Origin of the sequence: Oliverpabstia intestinalis (assembly GCF_009696065.1) — a bacterium.
GTDB classification, from domain to species: Bacteria; Bacillota; Clostridia; order Lachnospirales; family Lachnospiraceae; genus Oliverpabstia; species Oliverpabstia intestinalis.
This window is the reverse complement of record NZ_VUMS01000015.1, coordinates 80,625-97,344: the sequence shown is the minus strand read 5'-3', so window position 1 is coordinate 97,344 and position 16,720 is coordinate 80,625. Positions and strand designations below refer to the sequence as shown.

Here is a 16,720-nt window from a genome sequence, read left to right as displayed (position 1 = left end):
AATTTTCCATACATAATTCTTTTTCTGTACTTTGGTATAAACACAACATGGTACTGGCATTTGTACCTTGAATGTGATAAGCTGTAACTGTCCACTTTGGACCGCCTCCTATTCTCTTTAGTATTGGCTTGAGACACCTTTACTATCGTATCATAGGAGGCTTTACTTTTCACCATACAACGTCACTACTACACGATTCGCCCCAGCATAGCTGGGGGATTAGCATTTTCATTTACTTTGGAAAGTCCTAGCATTTCAGTTGATTCTCCATTAATTAATTCAACTTTAGCTACTTACCAATCCCAATGTACTGTTCGAAACACTAATGTTGTTTGGGTATATAAAACAGTTAATGGAAAAAAATATAAACGACTCTACAATATAGAAACCGGTCAATGGATTGGAGACTGGATTCCAGCCTGACGCAAACAGGGTCTGCCGCACTATATCAGTGCGGCAGACCCTTCCTTATTGTCATACCTTATCTTTTCATTTATACATACTCATATAATCCCCATGTGCCTCAATCAGCTCATCGCACATTGCCTTGATATCATCGATATTCAGCTCTGCTGCGGTATGTGGTTCGAGCATGGCGGCCTGGTAGATCTTTTCTTTGGATCTGGTGGCTGCGGCTTCGATGGTCAGGAGCTGGACGTTGATATTGGTCATATTCATGGCTGCCAGCTGGACCGGAAGTCTTCCTACGTGGCATGGGTTGATGCCGTTGGCATCTACCATACACGGAACTTCCACACAGGCATCGGATGGCAGGTTGTCGATCAGACCGGTATTCAACACATTGCCACCGATCTTATATGGATTGCCGGTCACGACGGCTTCCATAATATAAGAAGCATATTCTTTGGATCTTTCGTGGGTTACTTTTCCGTCTTTCAGAATATCCTCACGTTCTTTCTCCCAGCCTTTGATCTGCTCCACACATCTGCGTGGGTATTCGTCCAGCGGGATGTTGTATTTTTCGATCATTTCCGGATATCTGGATTTGATAAATAACGGGTTGTACTCTGCGTTATGTTCGCTGGACTCGGTGCAGTAATATCCCAGATGTTTGATGTACTCAAAACGCACCATATCGTCATGTTTTTCAGTTGCATTCTTCTCTGCTGCCCGTCTGCGGATCTCCGGGTACAGGTCGTTGCCGTCTTTGTCATACAGTTCCAACAGCCATCCCATATGATTGATACCGGCGATCAGTTCTCTTCTGCCTTCCAGCTTGTCTTCCATCCCCAGTTTTTCCAGCAGTTTCTCCGAACATACCTGTACGCTGTGGCAAAGACCTACGGTACGGATCTTTGTGTATCTCTGCATATAGCCGGTCAGCATCGCCATCGGGTTGGTGTAGTTCAGAAACAGGGTGTTCGGGCAGACCTCCTCCATATCTCTGGCAAATCCTTCCATCACCGGGATGGTACGAAGTGCACGCATGATACCACCGATTCCCAGTGTATCTGCGATGGTCTGACGCAGACCGTATTTTTTCGGGATCTCAAAGTCGGTGATGGTGCACGGATCATAGCCGCCTACCTGGATCGCATTCACTACAAAGTCGGCATCCCGCAAGGCCTCTTTTCTGTTTTCCACACCGAGATAGGTTTTGATGGTGGCTCTGGATTCGTTGACATTCTTATTGATCGCGCCGAGGATGATCTCTGAATCTTTCAGTCGTTCCTCGTTGATATCATACAATGCAATCTCCGCCTCACAAAGCGCAGGTGTACACATACAGTCCCCCAGTACATTTCTGGCAAATACGGTGCTGCCAGCCCCCATAAAAGTAATTTTCATCTTCATACCTCCTGTACGAATCTATGTATTTTGTTGTCTTCCGTAATCCATCCCTGTCTTTTCCCCCGATTGGATGAATTACGGTTTTGCTATGGATTTATTATATGTTTATAAGATGAAAAATCCTATCTGTTTTGTTTCCATTTTATTGTTGATTTGTTGAATGTTTTACAAAACAGAAGTCGCGGTTCACTTCGTCATGTGTTTCCCGGATGTGTATGAAATCGGTATGTCCCAAGGTTTGTTTCATACAAACATGAACTTTGGCTTGTTGCTCGCCTAAAAAAGAGCCGCGAATCCACTTCGCAGCTCTTTTATGGTTCTTATGCTTCTTTATTTTACTTCTTTCAGATAAAACTCCACCGCTTTGAAATCCCCGGTCTGGCGTGGGAAGTTCAGGCCGCCGTGCATCAGGGCGCGGCCGCTTCTTACCAGTTCGCCGTTTACTTCGTACATGGCGTCCGCTTTCAGCCCTCTTACCGGGATGTGGATGGACGGGCCGCTTGGCTGTGCCAGAATCTGCATGCCGTGTACCAGAGCTTCGCTCTGATCCTGAGATACGAACTCCCAGGCTGCGTACAGACGGTTTTCCATCGGGTTGGTCAGGCGGTAGTATTCGCCTTCATGGGTCAGGTTGTAGTATTTCTTAAAGGTTTTGATCTGTTCTTTGACCTCTTCTTTTTCCCCGTCGCTTAACAGGTTCAGATCCAGTTCGTATCCGAAACTTCCTGCCATGGCTACGGTTCCTCTGGTTTCTACCGGAGTGATACGACCGGTCTGGTGGTTCGGAACAGCGGATACATGGGAACCGACTGCTGAGATCGGATAGCAGAAAGATGTTCCGTACTGGACACTGAGACGTTCTACTGCATCGGTATCATCACTGCACCAGATCTGTGGGGAATAATACAGCATACCAAGGTCAAAACGTCCACCGCCGCCGCTGCAGCCCTCCAGTAACAGATCCGGATAACGGCTCACCAGTCGTTCCAGCAGATCATACAGACCCAGCATGTAGCGATGGCTTGCCTCTCCCTGGCGTTCTTTTGGTAAAACGGCACTGTACACATCACTGATGTGACGGTTCATATCCCATTTGACATATTCGATATTGGCACTGTCAAGGATCGCCGTCATGCGTTCGTACAGATAATCCCGGACATCTTCTCTTCCCATATCCAGAATCAGCTGGTAACGGCTTCTGTTCGGCTGTCTTCCCGGAATCTGGATCGCCCAGTCCGGATGTGCGCGGTAGAGGTCGCTGTCCTCGGAGATACATTCCGGCTCAAACCAAAGACCGAACTTCATACCCATGGCATTGATTCCGTCTGCGATCGGTTTCAGACCGCCTTCCAGTTTGTCGGTATTGACATACCAGTCACCCAGTCCGCTGACATCTCCGTCACGTTTTCCAAACCAGCCATCGTCGAGAACCAGCATCTCCACGCCAAGTTCAGATGCGCCTTTTGCGATGTTCAGGATCTTTTCTTTATCAAAATCAAAGTAGGTTGCTTCCCAGTTGTTGATCAGCACCGGACGTCTCTCATGTTTGTATTTGCCACGGCACAGATGCTCCCGGAAGGTATGATGGAAGTTTGCACTCATTTTTCCGAATCCTTCGCTGCTGTAGGTCATGACAGCCTCCGGTGTCCAGAACTCTGCTCCGGCTTCCAGTGTCCAGGCAAATCTCTGGCTGTTGATGCCGGCAGTCAGTCTGGTCTGTCCCATCTGGTCTTTTTCTGCTTCGATCGAGAAGTTTCCACTGTAAACCAGTGCTGTTCCATAACATGGTCCCGCTTCCTCGGTGGTATCTTTACTGCACAGGATGGCAAATGGATTATGCTGGTGACTGGATGCTCCTCTGACACTTTCCACGGTCATCTTTCCGCGCATCAGCGGTACCCGTTCCATCTGGCGTTCCAGATTGTGTCTTCCGTGAAAATGCATCAGTTCCCAGTCACCGCTCATCAGATCCAGATTCATGGAAGCAGCTTTTGTCAGCACGATCGCATCGGTTCCCTGATTTACGAATTTTACGCACCGGGTAATGATATCTCTTTCTTCCCACACACTGTAGTATAAAAATGCATGCAGTCCGGTTACTTTATCTGCCAGTTCCACGATCAGGGTATCGGCATCTTTTTCTTCTCCGTACAATGCCGGCATTCCCGGGATCGCATATTTGCCCTTTTCGATGGTATATCCTGCATAACGCCAGTCTGCGGCATCGCTTCCGTCCGCGTTGATCACGCTCACACTGTTGATCCGGTAATCGCCGACGCCGTTGGTGGAGTATTCCTGTGGTCTGGAATCGAGAGAATAGTCTCTCTCATTTCCTGCCTCGTAAGGGTTTCCGGAAAATCCCCGATCCTGATAGTCTAAAAGATAGCTCATATCTTCCTGACCGATATTTTCTCCATAGTACAGGTGATTCAGCACCAGATATTTGTCTGCCATCATCTGATAACTTGTATTGTTTGTTGACAACGTAAAAAGTTTTTTCTGTTCGTCTATATAAATTGCCATGTTCGTCCTCCTTTTTATCGCCCTGTCTGCATCACAGTTTATTGTTTTTACATCACTGTTTTTCACATTCACCGTTATGTTTTGCAGTCTGTTTTCTATTCGCAGACTATACTCAGTATACCATGCTGCAAAACTGAAAAATATGGGATTTGTTTCCTGTAATTGTGGATTCGTTGCGTGCTGTATCAATTTAGTAGATTTTCATGTACGCTGTTATCCGTGTTTTTTCTGCATTTCCATTTTCCGGACGGTTCTTTGCTCTGTTATCCGTTTTGTTCCTGTGTCCGTTCACATTCTCTTTTCAGGATCTCATGCCACTCCGGTTTTTCTTTTTTTAAGGATAACGGTTTTCCTTCCCTGTTCAGAAAGCAGTGACTGGTCTGTCCGCTGCAGCGCAGGGTTCCGTCTTTTTTATCCCTGATATGATATTCCAGAAAGATTTTTACTCCGTTATATTTTTTCACTGTCACCTCAATAGATACTTCTTCCCCGTACCGTGTCATGGAGTGATAGGCTGCCTCCACCGTCAGTACCGGGCTGATCACACCTGCGGCTTCCATTTTGTCATAATCCATACCGAGATATGCCAGATAATCGCTCCGGCTTTCCTCGAACCAGCGGATATAGTTGGAATGATGCACACATCCCATCTGATCGGTTTCATAATACTGCACCCGATGGTTATAACCCGGGTATTGTTCTGTCCTTTCCATCTGTGTCTCTTCCCTTTCTGTCCCATACATTTCTGTTCTGTCGTTTTTCTCCACATTTTTGCGATTTCAATTTTAAAATGCACCACGCAAATCGTTTTCTCTCACTTCAACATTTTTATTTTCAAAAGGATTCTTCTTTTTTCAGTTTCTGATAGATCCGTCCTACCGGAAGTCCCACCACATTATTATAATCTCCCTGGATTTTTTCTACAAACCGCGCACAAAGTCCCTGGATCCCGTAGGCTCCTGCTTTGTCCATCGGCTCTTTCGTGCTGACATACCATGCAATCTCTTCTTCTGTCATCGGGTACATGGATACTTTTGTCTCTTCCGCAAAGGTTGTCTGTTTTCCTGTCTCCAGCAGTGTCACACCGGTATATACACTGTGAGTCTGCCCCTGCAGCATGCGTAACATGCGGATCGCATCTGCCTCATCTTTTGGTTTTCCAAGGATCTTCCCGTCATAAACCACAATCGTATCCGCCCCGATCACCAGCCAGTTCTCCGGTAACTGTGGCTCCAGCTCTTCCTTCCCCGCAGCTGCTTTCTGTGTCGATAACGATTTTACCACTTCCACAGGATCTATGCTTGTGATGATTTCCTCACCGCCTGCCGGATGCACTTCGAATTCTAATCCGATCTGTGTTAAAAGTTCTCTTCGTCTTGGGGACTGGGATGCGAGTATAATATTTTTCATAATTCTCCGTTTTCTCCCTTCTGCCGTTCCTGTGCAATTACAATTCCGCGACAGTATTTTCTTCTATTATTATGCCATATTCTCTCTTTTTTGTGAATCGTTTTTCATTCAGGCAATACAGTAACGAGATAAAATACGCTTCGCGAATTTTACTCATTATCGCAGCAGTCGTCAAGGTCTTGTGCAAGCACAGACTTTGACTCGTTGCTCACGTAAAAAAACTGCCGTCCGAAACACTTCTTTTCATGTTCCGGACGACAGCCATATTCTGTGAAAGTAAGCAGAACGATAAGCCGGGTTATGTCTTGAATGGTCATCTATCTAATCCTGCTGTTGCCAGCAGGCTTCAGCGACCTACCTAAAAACGTGACGGGCAGCCACATAGTTTTTTGTTCGGTCTTGCTTCGGATGGGGTTTACATGTGCCCTCTCTGTCACCAGACAGGCGGTAGTCTCTTACACTGCCTTTCCACCCTTACCAGGCGAACCTGGCGGTTTATTTCTGTTGCACTGGCCTTGGAGTCACCTCCACCGGACGTTATCCGGCATCCTGCCCTTTGAAGCCCGGACTTTCCTCACCTGACCCCTTTCGGTTCTGTCAGCCGCGACCATTTATTCTACTTACCGAATCAGTCTACCACAGGAAAAACTTTTCGTCAAATACATTTTCTATTGTATTATTTGTATCGTGTGGTATAATACAAAATACAAGGAGGTGTTTTCATGATCATAAAAATCAATACACTCTCGCAGATTCCTCTGTATCTGCAGCTTCGCAACCAGATTGTAAAAGGCATCGGCAAAGGGGAACTGACCGAGGGTGAGTCTCTTCCCACCGTGCGACAGATGGCTGCCGATCTTGGTATCAATACCATGACAGTGAGCAAAGCCTACCAGCTTTTGAAAAATGAAGGTTTTCTCTATACTGACCGCCGTCTGGGAAGTATCGTTCATATTCCGGAAAACGAGGAACCTTCTTCTCTTTTTCAGGAAAAACTTGAGGACGAACTGGAACTTTTAAGTGCGGAAGCCAGGATCCGCGGAATGAACCTGGAAGATTTTCTCAGTCTTTGCAGCAAAGTATTTGTGGAAATGGAGGTGGCTGTGGAATGATGCTCTTTTGGATTCTTGCGATCACGGACCTGATCATGGTCGGCATCACCTGGGCGGTTTATGGAAGTTCGGCAACCTATCGGAACGGGATGCTCCTTGGTGTCCATCTTCCTGAATCTGCTATCTCCCTGTCTCCGGTGGCTCAGCTGACAGACAGCTATCAAAAACACATCCGGAAGTTTTATCTGCTGCATCTGGTTCTTGGCGTTGTAGTTGCCATTCCATTTTTCTGGCTGGCTTCCATAGGCATAACGCTCTGGTGCATCTGGTTTTGTGTATTTCTTGCCCGTGCAGTCTCTTTGCTGTACAGTGCCCACCGTCAGCTGTATCTTCTGAAGCTGGAACAGGGACTGGGCAATACGACAAAAGAACCTTTTACCGCAGCTGCCGACACCCGTACTGCCATACATACCCAGAAGGCAGCGCTCCCGCTGTACTGGCATCTGCTTCCACTGGTGATGGTTTTTATACCATTGTTTTTCTCCCGTATCCGCAACTATATCCTCACCGATACCAGCGGCGGGATCTTCCTGATTACCTGGATCGTCCTCTGGCTGTTTTTTCTTCTGTTCGCCTGGGGCTACTCGAAAAACGGCAACCGGATCTACAGTGCACATACGGAGATCAATGTGGCAATCAACACCCAGGAACACCGTTACTGGTCCCGGATGTTTTTCTTCTACAGTCTGTGTAACAGTCTGGCATTTATCAGTGAGATCTTTTTCCTTGCAAATGATCTTGAATGGTACTGGTGGTCACACCTGCTCTTTTTTATTTTCCAGACGATTCCCATCGTTGCAGTTTTTGTGATGTACTTCCGCTTAAAGAAGAAAAAAGCACAGATTCTTGCCGCCGATGACGAACCGATGTATGTGGATGACGATTATTACTGGCGAAACGGCTGGTATGACAATCCGGCTGATCCAAGGTTTATGGTTCCTGACCGTTTTTGCACCACGAATTTCACCACCAATATAGGAAGACCTGCCGGAAAAATCCTCACAGTCAGCATGTTCGTTGTAATAGCCGGACTTCTGATCTGGATGTGTGGACTGTTCATACGTATGGATTTTGTTCCGGTGCAGATGACCATCGATGGCACACAGGTTTCTATCACTTCCGGTTACACTGACACTTCTTTCTCTACAGACGAGATCCTGGATCTGCAGCTTCTGGACAGCCTGCCGGACGATTCCTTCGTCCGCTCCAACGGATCCGCTGACGGGCATCAGCTGCTCGGTGTGTTTAGAGGAAAGAAAACCGGTCCGTGCAGAATGTATGTAGAGCTGGATGAATCCCCGGTTCTTTCCATTCAGACCGATGAATACACGGTATTTCTTACGGCTCCGACAAAAATACAGGCAGAAAACTGGTATCAGGAGCTGAAAGATCATATGTTTGATAACTGACAACCGAACAAAACACAAAAGGAGTTTTCAATAACATATAAACGTTTTTTGAAAACTCCTTTTTATCACTTTTTATTCTTTTTTCTTTCCGTTGGAATCGTAAATCAGTTCTTTGTATTTTTCCACAAGTTCTTCGTACTGTTCCTCCGATTCTACGAATTTCTGAACCTGATGGTGCGCTTTCTTATGTTTTTCGGCGCGTGGTTTTGCTTCCAGAATGGTATAGGTATCTTCCTCTACCTGCAACGCATTTTCTATGGCTCTGGTCAGACCATTACAGCTGTATGTCGCGCCCGAAACAGCATCGGTATCCAGCGGTTTATTTTCCAGCACTTCTGTGATCACTGCCGGTGCCACATGGAAAAGATATTCCTCATTGTCATAATAAGATAGAATTCTGATTTTTTCTGCTTTCTGATCTTTTACCGTAACTTCTACTTTGATTTCTCCGCGAAAGCCATTGGCTGTTCCCTCATAGTTACCGTCTTTCAGCCGGATCTGACTCGTGACATCTGTCCCGTTTTCTGTTTTTTCCGGATAAATCGCCTGATCTACAGCTTTCAGGAGTCCTTTGCTGCTGTAGGTCGCACCGGAAACCGTATCCACCTCTGTTGATTGTTCTTTCAGCACTTTCGGAATCAGCTCTCTGATAACGCTCTGCATATAAGTAGCATCATCTTCATAATCCTGCACCTGCACATCAGAAATATTTCCATTTTTAATAGTGACCGTCACATCGATCTTACCACGGAATCCATTACCGGTTCCTGTATACGTTCCATCTGTATACGACCCTTTCTCTGTCACTTTTACATCTGCTGTTCCGCTTGCCGTTTCATTTCCCGTTGCTTTTAACAGATACAGATTCATGCAGGAAAAGACAAGTATTGTCACCGCAAGACCCCAGCGGTTACTTTTCTGCTGTTTGCACTGATACGGACAGATTGAACAATCTCCGCTGTTTTTGCAGCTTCGCTTTCTTCTGTCCAAAGAGAAAAAGGAAAGCAGTGTATAAATTGCTCCCATCGGACACAGATATCTGCAAAACGCTCTGAAAAATACTGCCGATATGACCAGAACAATGATACAGATCCAGACACCTGCAGAAATCAGATTCTCTTTGCTGAAATTTCCTCTCAGCAGTGACAGCAGACTGGCAAATCCCTTCCAGGGGCTGATGACATCCAGCAGATTTTTCTTCCAGACAGCACTCACTGCCACAATCACCAGAACAGGATATTTCAGTTTGGAAAGAATTTTGTCTGTTTTCACCGAAAGCATACGTTTCTTACGGTATTTTGTCTGTTTTCGTATCAGGTTTCCCAAATCATAACTCAGATCCTGTGCCGCACCAAAACTACAGATATATCCGCAGTAATACCGTCCGAAAACCGCTGTTGTTACAACAGTTTCCAGCAGCAGAAGAACCGGTTCCCGCGCATAAGTAAAATCCATCACCGAAACCGCATGGATCAGCTTTTTTACCGCATACAGACTGGCAGCAAAAGACTCCGGTATCCACAGAAAAAACAGAATCTGGATTACAATTTTTATAACCTTAGAATATTGTTTTTTCATCATCGGATAAAGTTTGTCTGATTTCCTCTCTCTGTCTCCGGAAGTGGCACACCTGCTACTTTTCCGGCTTCAAAACATTTCATCATCCAGGCCAGGTTCTTTGCCAGATTCCGCATGGTCTGCATTCCTTCTGTATCCAGCTTCACTTCCCCCGGTTCACAGCCGTGTACCATGTTCCAGTAAGTAGAGCCGGCTACCGGCATCTGGCAGATGCCATAATATTTATTCAGTACATCGAAGGAAGCACTGCATCCACCGCGTCTTGCCACTGCTACAGAAGCCGCCGGTTTGAAGGCAAATACTCTGCCGCTGCTGTAAAATACTCTGTCCAGAAATGACAGGATCCGTCCGCTTGGATGTGCATAATAGACCGGTGTACCGAAGACAAATCCGTCCGCCTCTTTTGCCTTTGCCACGAATGCATTGACCTTGTCATCCGCAAACACACAGCCATTTTCATTACACTGTCCACATCCGATACAGTCTCTCACCGGCTGACTGCCGATCTGAAAGATCTCATACTCGATGCCCTGTCTTTCCAGTTCCTTTCCTACTTCCAGAAGAGACTGGTATGTATTGCCTTCTTTTTTTGCGCTTCCGTTTAACATCAATACTTTCATACTTTCCACCCTTTCTTTTGAAAATGACAGGGACAAAATCGCTTTCACCCCTGACATTTTTTCATATATCTTTTATATATTTTCTGTACATTATTTTACACATCAAAGCAGCTGCCGCCCACAAATTCCCTCAGGATAGAATTCTTCGGGATATCCTCACTGGGGATCCCCACAAAATAATCCAGGAATTTTAACAGCCGCTTCGCTTCCTGATACTCCGGTTCGTCCGGGCCGATCTGGAAGAGTACCGGCTCCGCGTACAGTTTCAGCACTGCCAGTTCATACAGAAGTGCCGAGTTAAACATTGCATCTGCCTGTTCCTGATAGGGGAAGATATTTTCATCCTCTCCACGGCGAACCGACGGCCACATCGCAATCGTTGCTTTCGCACTCGTTCCTCTCGTCCGGTTATCCCGGACAATCCGGCGAATCAATCGTCCGTCCGTCGTCGGAATCCGGTTGTGTTCGTCAATATTTAACTGCGTCAGCGCACTGATATAGATCTTGAATTTGCTCTCCGTCGGAAGCGAATAGCTCAGCCGGTCGTTCAGTCCGTGGATTCCCTCAATCACCAGAATATCGTTCGGCTGCATCTGCAGGAAATCCCCTTTGTATTCCCGTTTTCCCAGTTTGAAATTAAACCGTGGCAGTTCCACCCGCTCTCCCTTAAGCAGCGCATTCATATCGCGGTTGAAAAGTTCCACATCGATAGCTTCCAGACACTCGTAATTGTAGTTCCCGTTTTCATCCCGCGGCGTATCTTCCCGGTTTACAAAATAATTATCCACTGCGATCGGATGCGGTTTCATCCCGTGAGCCGCCAGCTGGATTGACAGGCGATGAGAAAATGTGGTTTTTCCTGAGGAGGATGGTCCGGCGATCATAACGAATTTTACACCGCCACGCTCGATGATCTGCTCTGCGATCTTTGAGATTCTTCCCTCCTGCAGGGCTTCCGAGATCAGCAGCAGTTCCTGCATTTTTCCTTTCGAGATCTTCTCGTTCAGTTCCCCTACCACGGAAACTCCCATCATCTCGCCCCATTTTTCCGCCTCTTTCTGCACCTGAAAAATCTTCGGTGACGGCGTAAACGGCGGCAGTTTTTCCGGTTCTTTCCGGGTTGGCATCTGCATCACAAAGCCCTCGTCATACGGATACAATTTGAAATATTTCAGATATCCGGTATGCCATACCATATACCCGTAAAAATAATCCTCGAATTCCTCGAGATTATAGATATTTACGCGGGAACTTCTCCGGTAACGAAACAGTTTTTCTTTGTCATACATACCATATTTGTAAAAGAGATCCAGCGCAGAGGCGGTAGACACACTCCGTTTCATCACCGGTACATGTTTTTCCACCAGCTCATGCATATACGTTTCCACCTGATCCAGAAATGGCTGATCAATCGTCACATCTCCATCAATCGTATAGTAAAATCCCTCTCCCACCGTAAAATGCAGGACAATCTTCCGGATCTTCTCATGTCCTGCCACATGATATACCGCCTTTAACAGCAGTAGATTCATGCTTCTTTTGTATGTTTTATGACCGATACTGTCCGCCACCGTCACCAGTGAGATCCGGCAGTCCCGGTGAATCTTTTTATGAAGTTCGCGAAGTTTTCCGTCTACCGTTACCAGAACCACCGGATACTTACAATCCTGGTCGAAATCTTTGACAATTTCTCCAAAAGGTGTTCCATCCGGATATGCTTTCTCCCTGGAACCCACTGTTACTTTACACATCTTAAGTCCCATCTTCACCACTCCTTTCAGCTGCCGCTACACCACCCGGTACGGATGATGCACTCTGGCAGTGCCTACCGCAAGCTCCGGAAACATAGTTTCCAGTTCCTGTCTCATATATGCGATAAATCCATATTCAGTTCCATAATGACCGGCATCGATCACAGCAATTCCCTGCGCAACGGCATCAATTGCCGAATGATAATCCACATCTCCGGTAACGATCACATCGGCACCTTTTTCAATTGCACCACGGATCATACTTTTTCCGGATCCGCTGCTCACTGCCACACGATGAATGATCGCTGCCGGATCTCCGTACATCCGTACATCCGGAATCTCAAAGTCGTTTCTTACTTTTCCGGCAAATTGTTTCAGATCCATCGTCCCTTCCAGCGCACCTACTCTTCCGATGCCTTCCCCGGGAGCGGTTTCTTCCAGCACTTCACAGTCCGTAAGTCCCAGACATTCCTGATTCAGCTGTGCCATCCCCTTCACATCAAAGTTCGTATGCATTGCATAATAACACAGATCCGCCTGGATCATCGTGATCAGTCTGCGGCCGATAAAATCTGCACTGGTCACTTTTTTTACCGGTGAAAAAATCATCGGGTGATGGGTGATCAGAAGATCCGAACCGAATTCCAGTGCCTGTGCGATCGTCTCTTCTGTAGCATCCAGTGCTGTAAATATTTTTTTGATTTCTTTTTCTTCTCTTCCCACCAGAAGTCCTACGTTATCCCATTCCAGTGCATAGGAAGGATTCCACCGTTCTTCCAGCTTTCTCATAACTTCTTTACATATCATCGTTCATACACCTCCAGTGCCTGCCCGATCAGCCGAAGTTCGTCCTCCAGCTCTTTTTGCCGTGCGGTGATCTTTTCTGCTTTCTTTCCGTCTGCTGCGAGTTTTTCCTGTATTTTCCTGCAGGTTTTCTGTTTGTCTTTCAGATATTCCTCTAATACCGGATGTTTCTCTTCCAGCAGATATTTTCCATACTGTAACTCCACCTCCTGCCACAGCGGCATTTCCCCATGTACTGCCCGCATGGCGGGATAATATTTTCCGTCTTCATATACCATCTTTTCCCCGGCTATCACATATCCATGAGTCAGAAGGTATGACCGGACTTTGTCGATCTCTGACTGGGGTTGCAGGATCAGTTCTTTTACGGAAGCAAGCACCTTTTCACCTGCTTCCAGAATCTTCACTGTCAGTGCCCCGCCCATTCCGGCAATCAGGACAGAATCCGCCTCCCCGGGGCACAAAGCCTGTACACCATCGGAGAGGCGGGTATGTATATCTGTTTCCAGATCAAACTGTTGTATATGTTCTTTTGCGCGCTCCAGTGGTCCCGGATTCACATCCATAGCCAGAGCTGATGGAATTACGCCTTCCAGGCAAAGAGCGATCGGAATATATCCATGATCCGTTCCCACATCTGCCAGCCGGTTTCCCGGTGTCACAAAAGAAGCATTCATCCGAAGTCTTTTGGATAATTCCATTAATCCAGATAATCCTTCAGCTTTCTGCTGCGGCTGGGGTGACGCAGTTTTCTTAATGCTTTCGCTTCGATCTGACGGATACGTTCTCTTGTGACACTGAATTCTTTTCCTACTTCTTCCAGTGTTCTGGCTCTTCCATCATCCAGGCCGAAACGCAGACGAAGTACTTTCTGTTCTCTCTCGGTCAGTGTGCTCAGCACCTCTACCAGCTGTTCTTTTAACAGCGTAAAGGCTGCTGCATCTGCAGGTACCGGAACGTTGTCATCCTGGATAAAGTCACCCAGATGGCTATCTTCTTCTTCACCGATCGGGGTTTCCAGAGAAACCGGTTCCTGAGAAATCTTAAGGATCTCACGGACTCTTTCCACCGGCATATTCATCTCTTCTGCAATCTCTTCCGGCGTAGGTTCACGGCCCAGCTCCTGCAGTAACTGTCTGGACACACGGATCAGTTTGTTGATGGTTTCTACCATATGCACCGGGATACGGATCGTTCTTGCCTGATCGGCGATCGCACGGGTGATGGCCTGACGGATCCACCAGGTTGCATAGGTACTGAACTTATATCCTTTGGTGTAGTCAAATTTTTCCACTGCTTTGATCAGACCCAGATTTCCCTCCTGAATCAGATCCAGGAACAACATGCCGCGTCCCACATATCGTTTTGCGATGCTGACCACCAGACGAAGATTGGCTTCTGCCAGACGTTTTTTCGCCGCCTGATCGCCGTTTTCCATCCGTTTTGCCAGTTCGATTTCCTCTTCTGCACTCAGAAGAGGCACTTTACCGATCTCTTTCAGATACATACGAACCGGATCCTCGATACTGACCCCTTCCGGTACGGAAAGGTCTATATTTTCCAGATCCACCTCCTCCTCTTCCATATGCATATCTTCATTATCCAGCAGTGCGTCGTCCTCGGTTACCCGGAGTACATCCACGCCATTGGCTTCCAGATATTCGAAGATCAGATCCATCTGCTCATTGTTCAGGGTGATTCCTTTAAAGAAATCATTGATTTCCTGATACTCCAGCACATTTTTCTTCTTCTTGCCTAATTCCACAAGGTTTTTCAACTGTTCTGCAAATTGGGCTTTATCCATTTCCATCTGTTTTTCCATCCTTCCATATATTGTTTATATTTTATCCTTAACAAAAAGAAATATGCAAATGCAGCTTTCCGGCTTTTAACTCTTCCAGTTCTTTTTTCGCCTGCATCAGATTCATCAGCCCCTGCATGTCTGTAGGTGCCAGATTCTCTGTGCGGTGGGCGATACTGTCTTCCTTCATTCTGCATATCACATCCAGTAATGCCTGCTCCCTCTCCTGTTCCGAGTCCAGCGGGATCGTCGCGTTGAATACAGCCGCCACTTCGGTCTGTTCCTCGCTGTCCGTAAACCGGTTCAACAGTCTCGCCGGGTTTGGCTCGCCCTGCCGATACTGCTCATATAGCAGTTCAGCCACCTGATGATAGAGGGGTCTTGTAAAATCATCCGGTCCGATATAACGGCTTACCTCTCCGAAAATCTCCGGATAAGAAGTCAGCCAGGTAAGCATCAGTTTCTGAGATACTTCGTATCCGTTCTGCTTTTCCTTATTCCTGTTCAGACCCGATTTTGGTTTGACAGTCTCTGTCATTCCCACGCCCTTCATCGCCAGCCGGTTCACCATCTTTCTGAGTTCTTCCGGCTCGACCTGATAAGTTCCGGCAATGGTTTTGATATAACTGCTTCGTTCAATCTCGTCTTCAAAACGCAGCAGCCGCTTTGCCGTTTCTTTAAAAAAGTCCGTGCGACCCTGCGGGTCCTCCATATCATACTGCCCTTCCAGTGCCTTCAGTTCAAACATAAAACTGTTCATTCCGTGATCCAGCCTCTCCTGAAAAGCTTCTTTTCCCATATTTTTGATAAATTCATCCGGATCCTTGTAAGGCCTGAGATTGATGACCTTCGTGGAAAGTCCGGCGGTTTTTAACATCGGGATGGCCCGGAGAGCTGCTTTCACACCCGCTTCATCACTGTCGTAAATGATCAGGACTTCATCGGTATACCGTTTCAGGAGACTGGCCTGCTGAGAGGTCAGAGCTGTTCCCAGAGACGCCACTGCATTGTTAAATCCTGCCTGATGCATGGAGATCACATCCATGTACCCCTCGCAGATGATCAGATTTTTCTTTCTCGAAGAACGCGCCATATTCAGTCCGTACAGATTCCGGCTCTTATCAAAGATCTTCGTCACCGGTGAGTTCAGATATTTGGGCTTTGCATCTCCCATCACCCTGCCTCCGAATCCGATCACACGGTTGTTCACATCCATGATCGGATAGATCACACGGTTCCAGAACTTATCATACATGCCACGTTTTTCATCCACATTAAACAGCCCTGACTGCCGTAAGAGCTCATCTGAATAGTTTTTTCCCTTCAGATACCGGTACAGGTTGTTGCTGAACTTGCCGGAATACCCAAGACCAAACTTATTGATGGTCTCATCACTGAGTTCTCTGCCCTTCAGATATGCCATCCCCTGTTCTCCGGTTTTCTGGCGCAGCTGATAATAGTAGAACTTCGCCGCTTCCTTGTTTATCTCCAGAAGTGCGGATTTCAGGTCTGCCTGTTCTTTCGCTTCTTTGGAATATTCCATTTTGGGAAGTTCCACTCCTGCACGGTCCGCCAGCATCTCCAGCGCCTCCGGAAAAGTAAAGTTCTCATATTCCATCAGAAAGGTAAATACATTACCACCAGCTCCACATCCAAAGCAATAATACATCTGCTTTCCGGGACTTACGGAAAACGACGGTGATTTTTCATTATGAAAGGGACAAAGTCCGAAATAGGAACTTCCTTTTCGCTGCAATTTCACATAACCGGAAATCACATCTACAATATCGTTTTTCATTCGAATTTCTTCGATCAGATCATCCGAATAACGCATGTTTTCTCTCTCCTTTATCCACTGTTGTCATTTACCCACATATATATATTCCCCGTCCGGCGACAA

13 protein-coding genes, 1 other RNA gene and 1 pseudogene are annotated in these 16,720 nt (G+C 46.7%); 2 read left to right on the top strand and 13 right to left on the bottom strand.

Features of this window, described 5'->3' with window-relative positions:
• From FYJ57_RS15480 to rnpB, 6 genes and pseudogenes are all read right to left on the bottom strand, one after another.
• Positions 1-95 (bottom strand): annotated as a pseudogene (locus FYJ57_RS15480) (IS200/IS605 family transposase); the annotation flags it as partial.
• A gap of 394 nt (positions 96-489) precedes the next feature.
• Positions 490-1,815, bottom strand: a complete 1,326-nt coding sequence (melA, locus tag FYJ57_RS09525; RefSeq protein WP_205839946.1) for an alpha-glucosidase/alpha-galactosidase — start codon at positions 1,813-1,815, stop codon at positions 490-492.
• Positions 1,816-2,142: 327 nt separating this feature from the next.
• Positions 2,143-4,335, bottom strand: coding sequence for an alpha-galactosidase (locus tag FYJ57_RS09520; RefSeq protein ID WP_154432466.1), 2,193 nt, complete (start codon positions 4,333-4,335; stop codon positions 2,143-2,145).
• A gap of 263 nt (positions 4,336-4,598) precedes the next feature.
• Positions 4,599-5,048 (bottom strand): acyl-CoA thioesterase, encoded by a 450-nt coding sequence (locus tag FYJ57_RS09515; RefSeq protein WP_154432465.1) that lies wholly within the window; start codon positions 5,046-5,048, stop codon positions 4,599-4,601.
• Between the two features lie 121 nt (positions 5,049-5,169).
• Positions 5,170-5,745 carry a Maf family protein gene (locus FYJ57_RS09510; protein ID WP_154432464.1) on the bottom strand — a complete coding sequence of 192 codons (576 nt, stop codon included), beginning with the start codon at positions 5,743-5,745 and terminating at the stop codon, positions 5,170-5,172.
• A gap of 273 nt (positions 5,746-6,018) precedes the next feature.
• Positions 6,019-6,368: RNase P RNA component class A (gene rnpB / locus FYJ57_RS09505), an RNA gene on the bottom strand.
• A gap of 99 nt (positions 6,369-6,467) precedes the next feature.
• On the opposite strand from rnpB, the gene FYJ57_RS09500 reads away from it, so the two are divergent.
• Both FYJ57_RS09500 and FYJ57_RS09495 read left to right on the top strand, forming a co-directional pair.
• Positions 6,468-6,857, top strand: coding sequence for a GntR family transcriptional regulator (locus FYJ57_RS09500; RefSeq protein WP_022398528.1), 390 nt, complete (start codon positions 6,468-6,470; stop codon positions 6,855-6,857).
• Positions 6,854-8,266: a hypothetical protein gene (locus FYJ57_RS09495; protein ID WP_154432463.1), complete on the top strand. Its 1,413-nt coding sequence runs from the start codon at positions 6,854-6,856 to the stop codon at positions 8,264-8,266. The genes FYJ57_RS09500 and FYJ57_RS09495 overlap by 4 nt, the downstream gene beginning before the upstream one ends.
• A 72-nt stretch (positions 8,267-8,338) precedes the next feature.
• On the opposite strand, the gene FYJ57_RS09490 is transcribed toward FYJ57_RS09495, so the two are convergent.
• The 7 genes from FYJ57_RS09490 to dnaG all read right to left on the bottom strand — a co-directional run bounded on the left by FYJ57_RS09490 (position 8,339) and on the right by dnaG (position 16,654).
• The gene (locus FYJ57_RS09490; RefSeq protein WP_117524967.1) at positions 8,339-9,847 is read right to left on the bottom strand and encodes an FMN-binding protein; all 1,509 of its coding nucleotides are present in this window, start codon (positions 9,845-9,847) and stop codon (positions 8,339-8,341) included.
• Complete coding sequence (locus FYJ57_RS09485) at positions 9,844-10,464, bottom strand: flavodoxin family protein (RefSeq protein WP_154432462.1); 621 nt, start codon at positions 10,462-10,464, stop codon at positions 9,844-9,846. The genes FYJ57_RS09490 and FYJ57_RS09485 overlap by 4 nt, the downstream gene beginning before the upstream one ends.
• 95 nt (positions 10,465-10,559) lie before the next feature.
• Entirely contained in the window at positions 10,560-12,227 is a 1,668-nt protein-coding gene (locus tag FYJ57_RS09480) for a nucleoside kinase (protein ID WP_235904521.1), read from the bottom strand.
• A 24-nt stretch (positions 12,228-12,251) separates the two neighbouring features.
• Positions 12,252-13,022, bottom strand: coding sequence for a Nif3-like dinuclear metal center hexameric protein (locus tag FYJ57_RS09475; RefSeq protein ID WP_154432461.1), 771 nt, complete (start codon positions 13,020-13,022; stop codon positions 12,252-12,254).
• Entirely contained in the window at positions 13,019-13,720 is a 702-nt protein-coding gene (locus FYJ57_RS09470; RefSeq protein WP_022398534.1) for a tRNA (adenine(22)-N(1))-methyltransferase, read from the bottom strand. Before FYJ57_RS09470 ends, FYJ57_RS09475 begins: the two co-directional genes overlap by 4 nt.
• Positions 13,720-14,829 (bottom strand): RNA polymerase sigma factor RpoD, encoded by a 1,110-nt coding sequence (rpoD, locus tag FYJ57_RS09465; protein ID WP_154432460.1) that lies wholly within the window; start codon positions 14,827-14,829, stop codon positions 13,720-13,722. Before rpoD ends, FYJ57_RS09470 begins: the two co-directional genes overlap by 1 nt.
• A gap of 40 nt (positions 14,830-14,869) precedes the next feature.
• A complete protein-coding gene (dnaG, locus tag FYJ57_RS09460) occupies positions 14,870-16,654 on the bottom strand; it encodes a DNA primase (protein ID WP_154432459.1) in 1,785 nt (594 codons plus the stop codon).
• Positions 16,655-16,720: the final 66 nt, after the last annotated feature.

Coding starts and splice junctions, on each gene's coding strand:
- melA (WP_205839946.1), bottom strand. CDS start 1,815: ATGAAGATGAAAATTACTTTTATGGGGGCTGGCAGCACCGTATTTGCC.
- FYJ57_RS09520 (WP_154432466.1), bottom strand. CDS start 4,335: ATGGCAATTTATATAGACGAACAGAAAAAACTTTTTACGTTGTCAACA.
- FYJ57_RS09515 (WP_154432465.1), bottom strand. CDS start 5,048: ATGGAAAGGACAGAACAATACCCGGGTTATAACCATCGGGTGCAGTAT.
- FYJ57_RS09510 (WP_154432464.1), bottom strand. CDS start 5,745: ATGAAAAATATTATACTCGCATCCCAGTCCCCAAGACGAAGAGAACTT.
- FYJ57_RS09500 (WP_022398528.1), top strand. CDS start 6,468: ATGATCATAAAAATCAATACACTCTCGCAGATTCCTCTGTATCTGCAG.
- FYJ57_RS09495 (WP_154432463.1), top strand. CDS start 6,854: ATGATGCTCTTTTGGATTCTTGCGATCACGGACCTGATCATGGTCGGC.
- FYJ57_RS09490 (WP_117524967.1), bottom strand. CDS start 9,847: ATGATGAAAAAACAATATTCTAAGGTTATAAAAATTGTAATCCAGATT.
- FYJ57_RS09485 (WP_154432462.1), bottom strand. CDS start 10,464: ATGAAAGTATTGATGTTAAACGGAAGCGCAAAAAAAGAAGGCAATACA.
- FYJ57_RS09480 (WP_235904521.1), bottom strand. CDS start 12,227: ATGGGACTTAAGATGTGTAAAGTAACAGTGGGTTCCAGGGAGAAAGCA.
- FYJ57_RS09475 (WP_154432461.1), bottom strand. CDS start 13,022: ATGATATGTAAAGAAGTTATGAGAAAGCTGGAAGAACGGTGGAATCCT.
- FYJ57_RS09470 (WP_022398534.1), bottom strand. CDS start 13,720: ATGGAATTATCCAAAAGACTTCGGATGAATGCTTCTTTTGTGACACCG.
- rpoD (WP_154432460.1), bottom strand. CDS start 14,829: ATGGAAATGGATAAAGCCCAATTTGCAGAACAGTTGAAAAACCTTGTG.
- dnaG (WP_154432459.1), bottom strand. CDS start 16,654: ATGCGTTATTCGGATGATCTGATCGAAGAAATTCGAATGAAAAACGAT.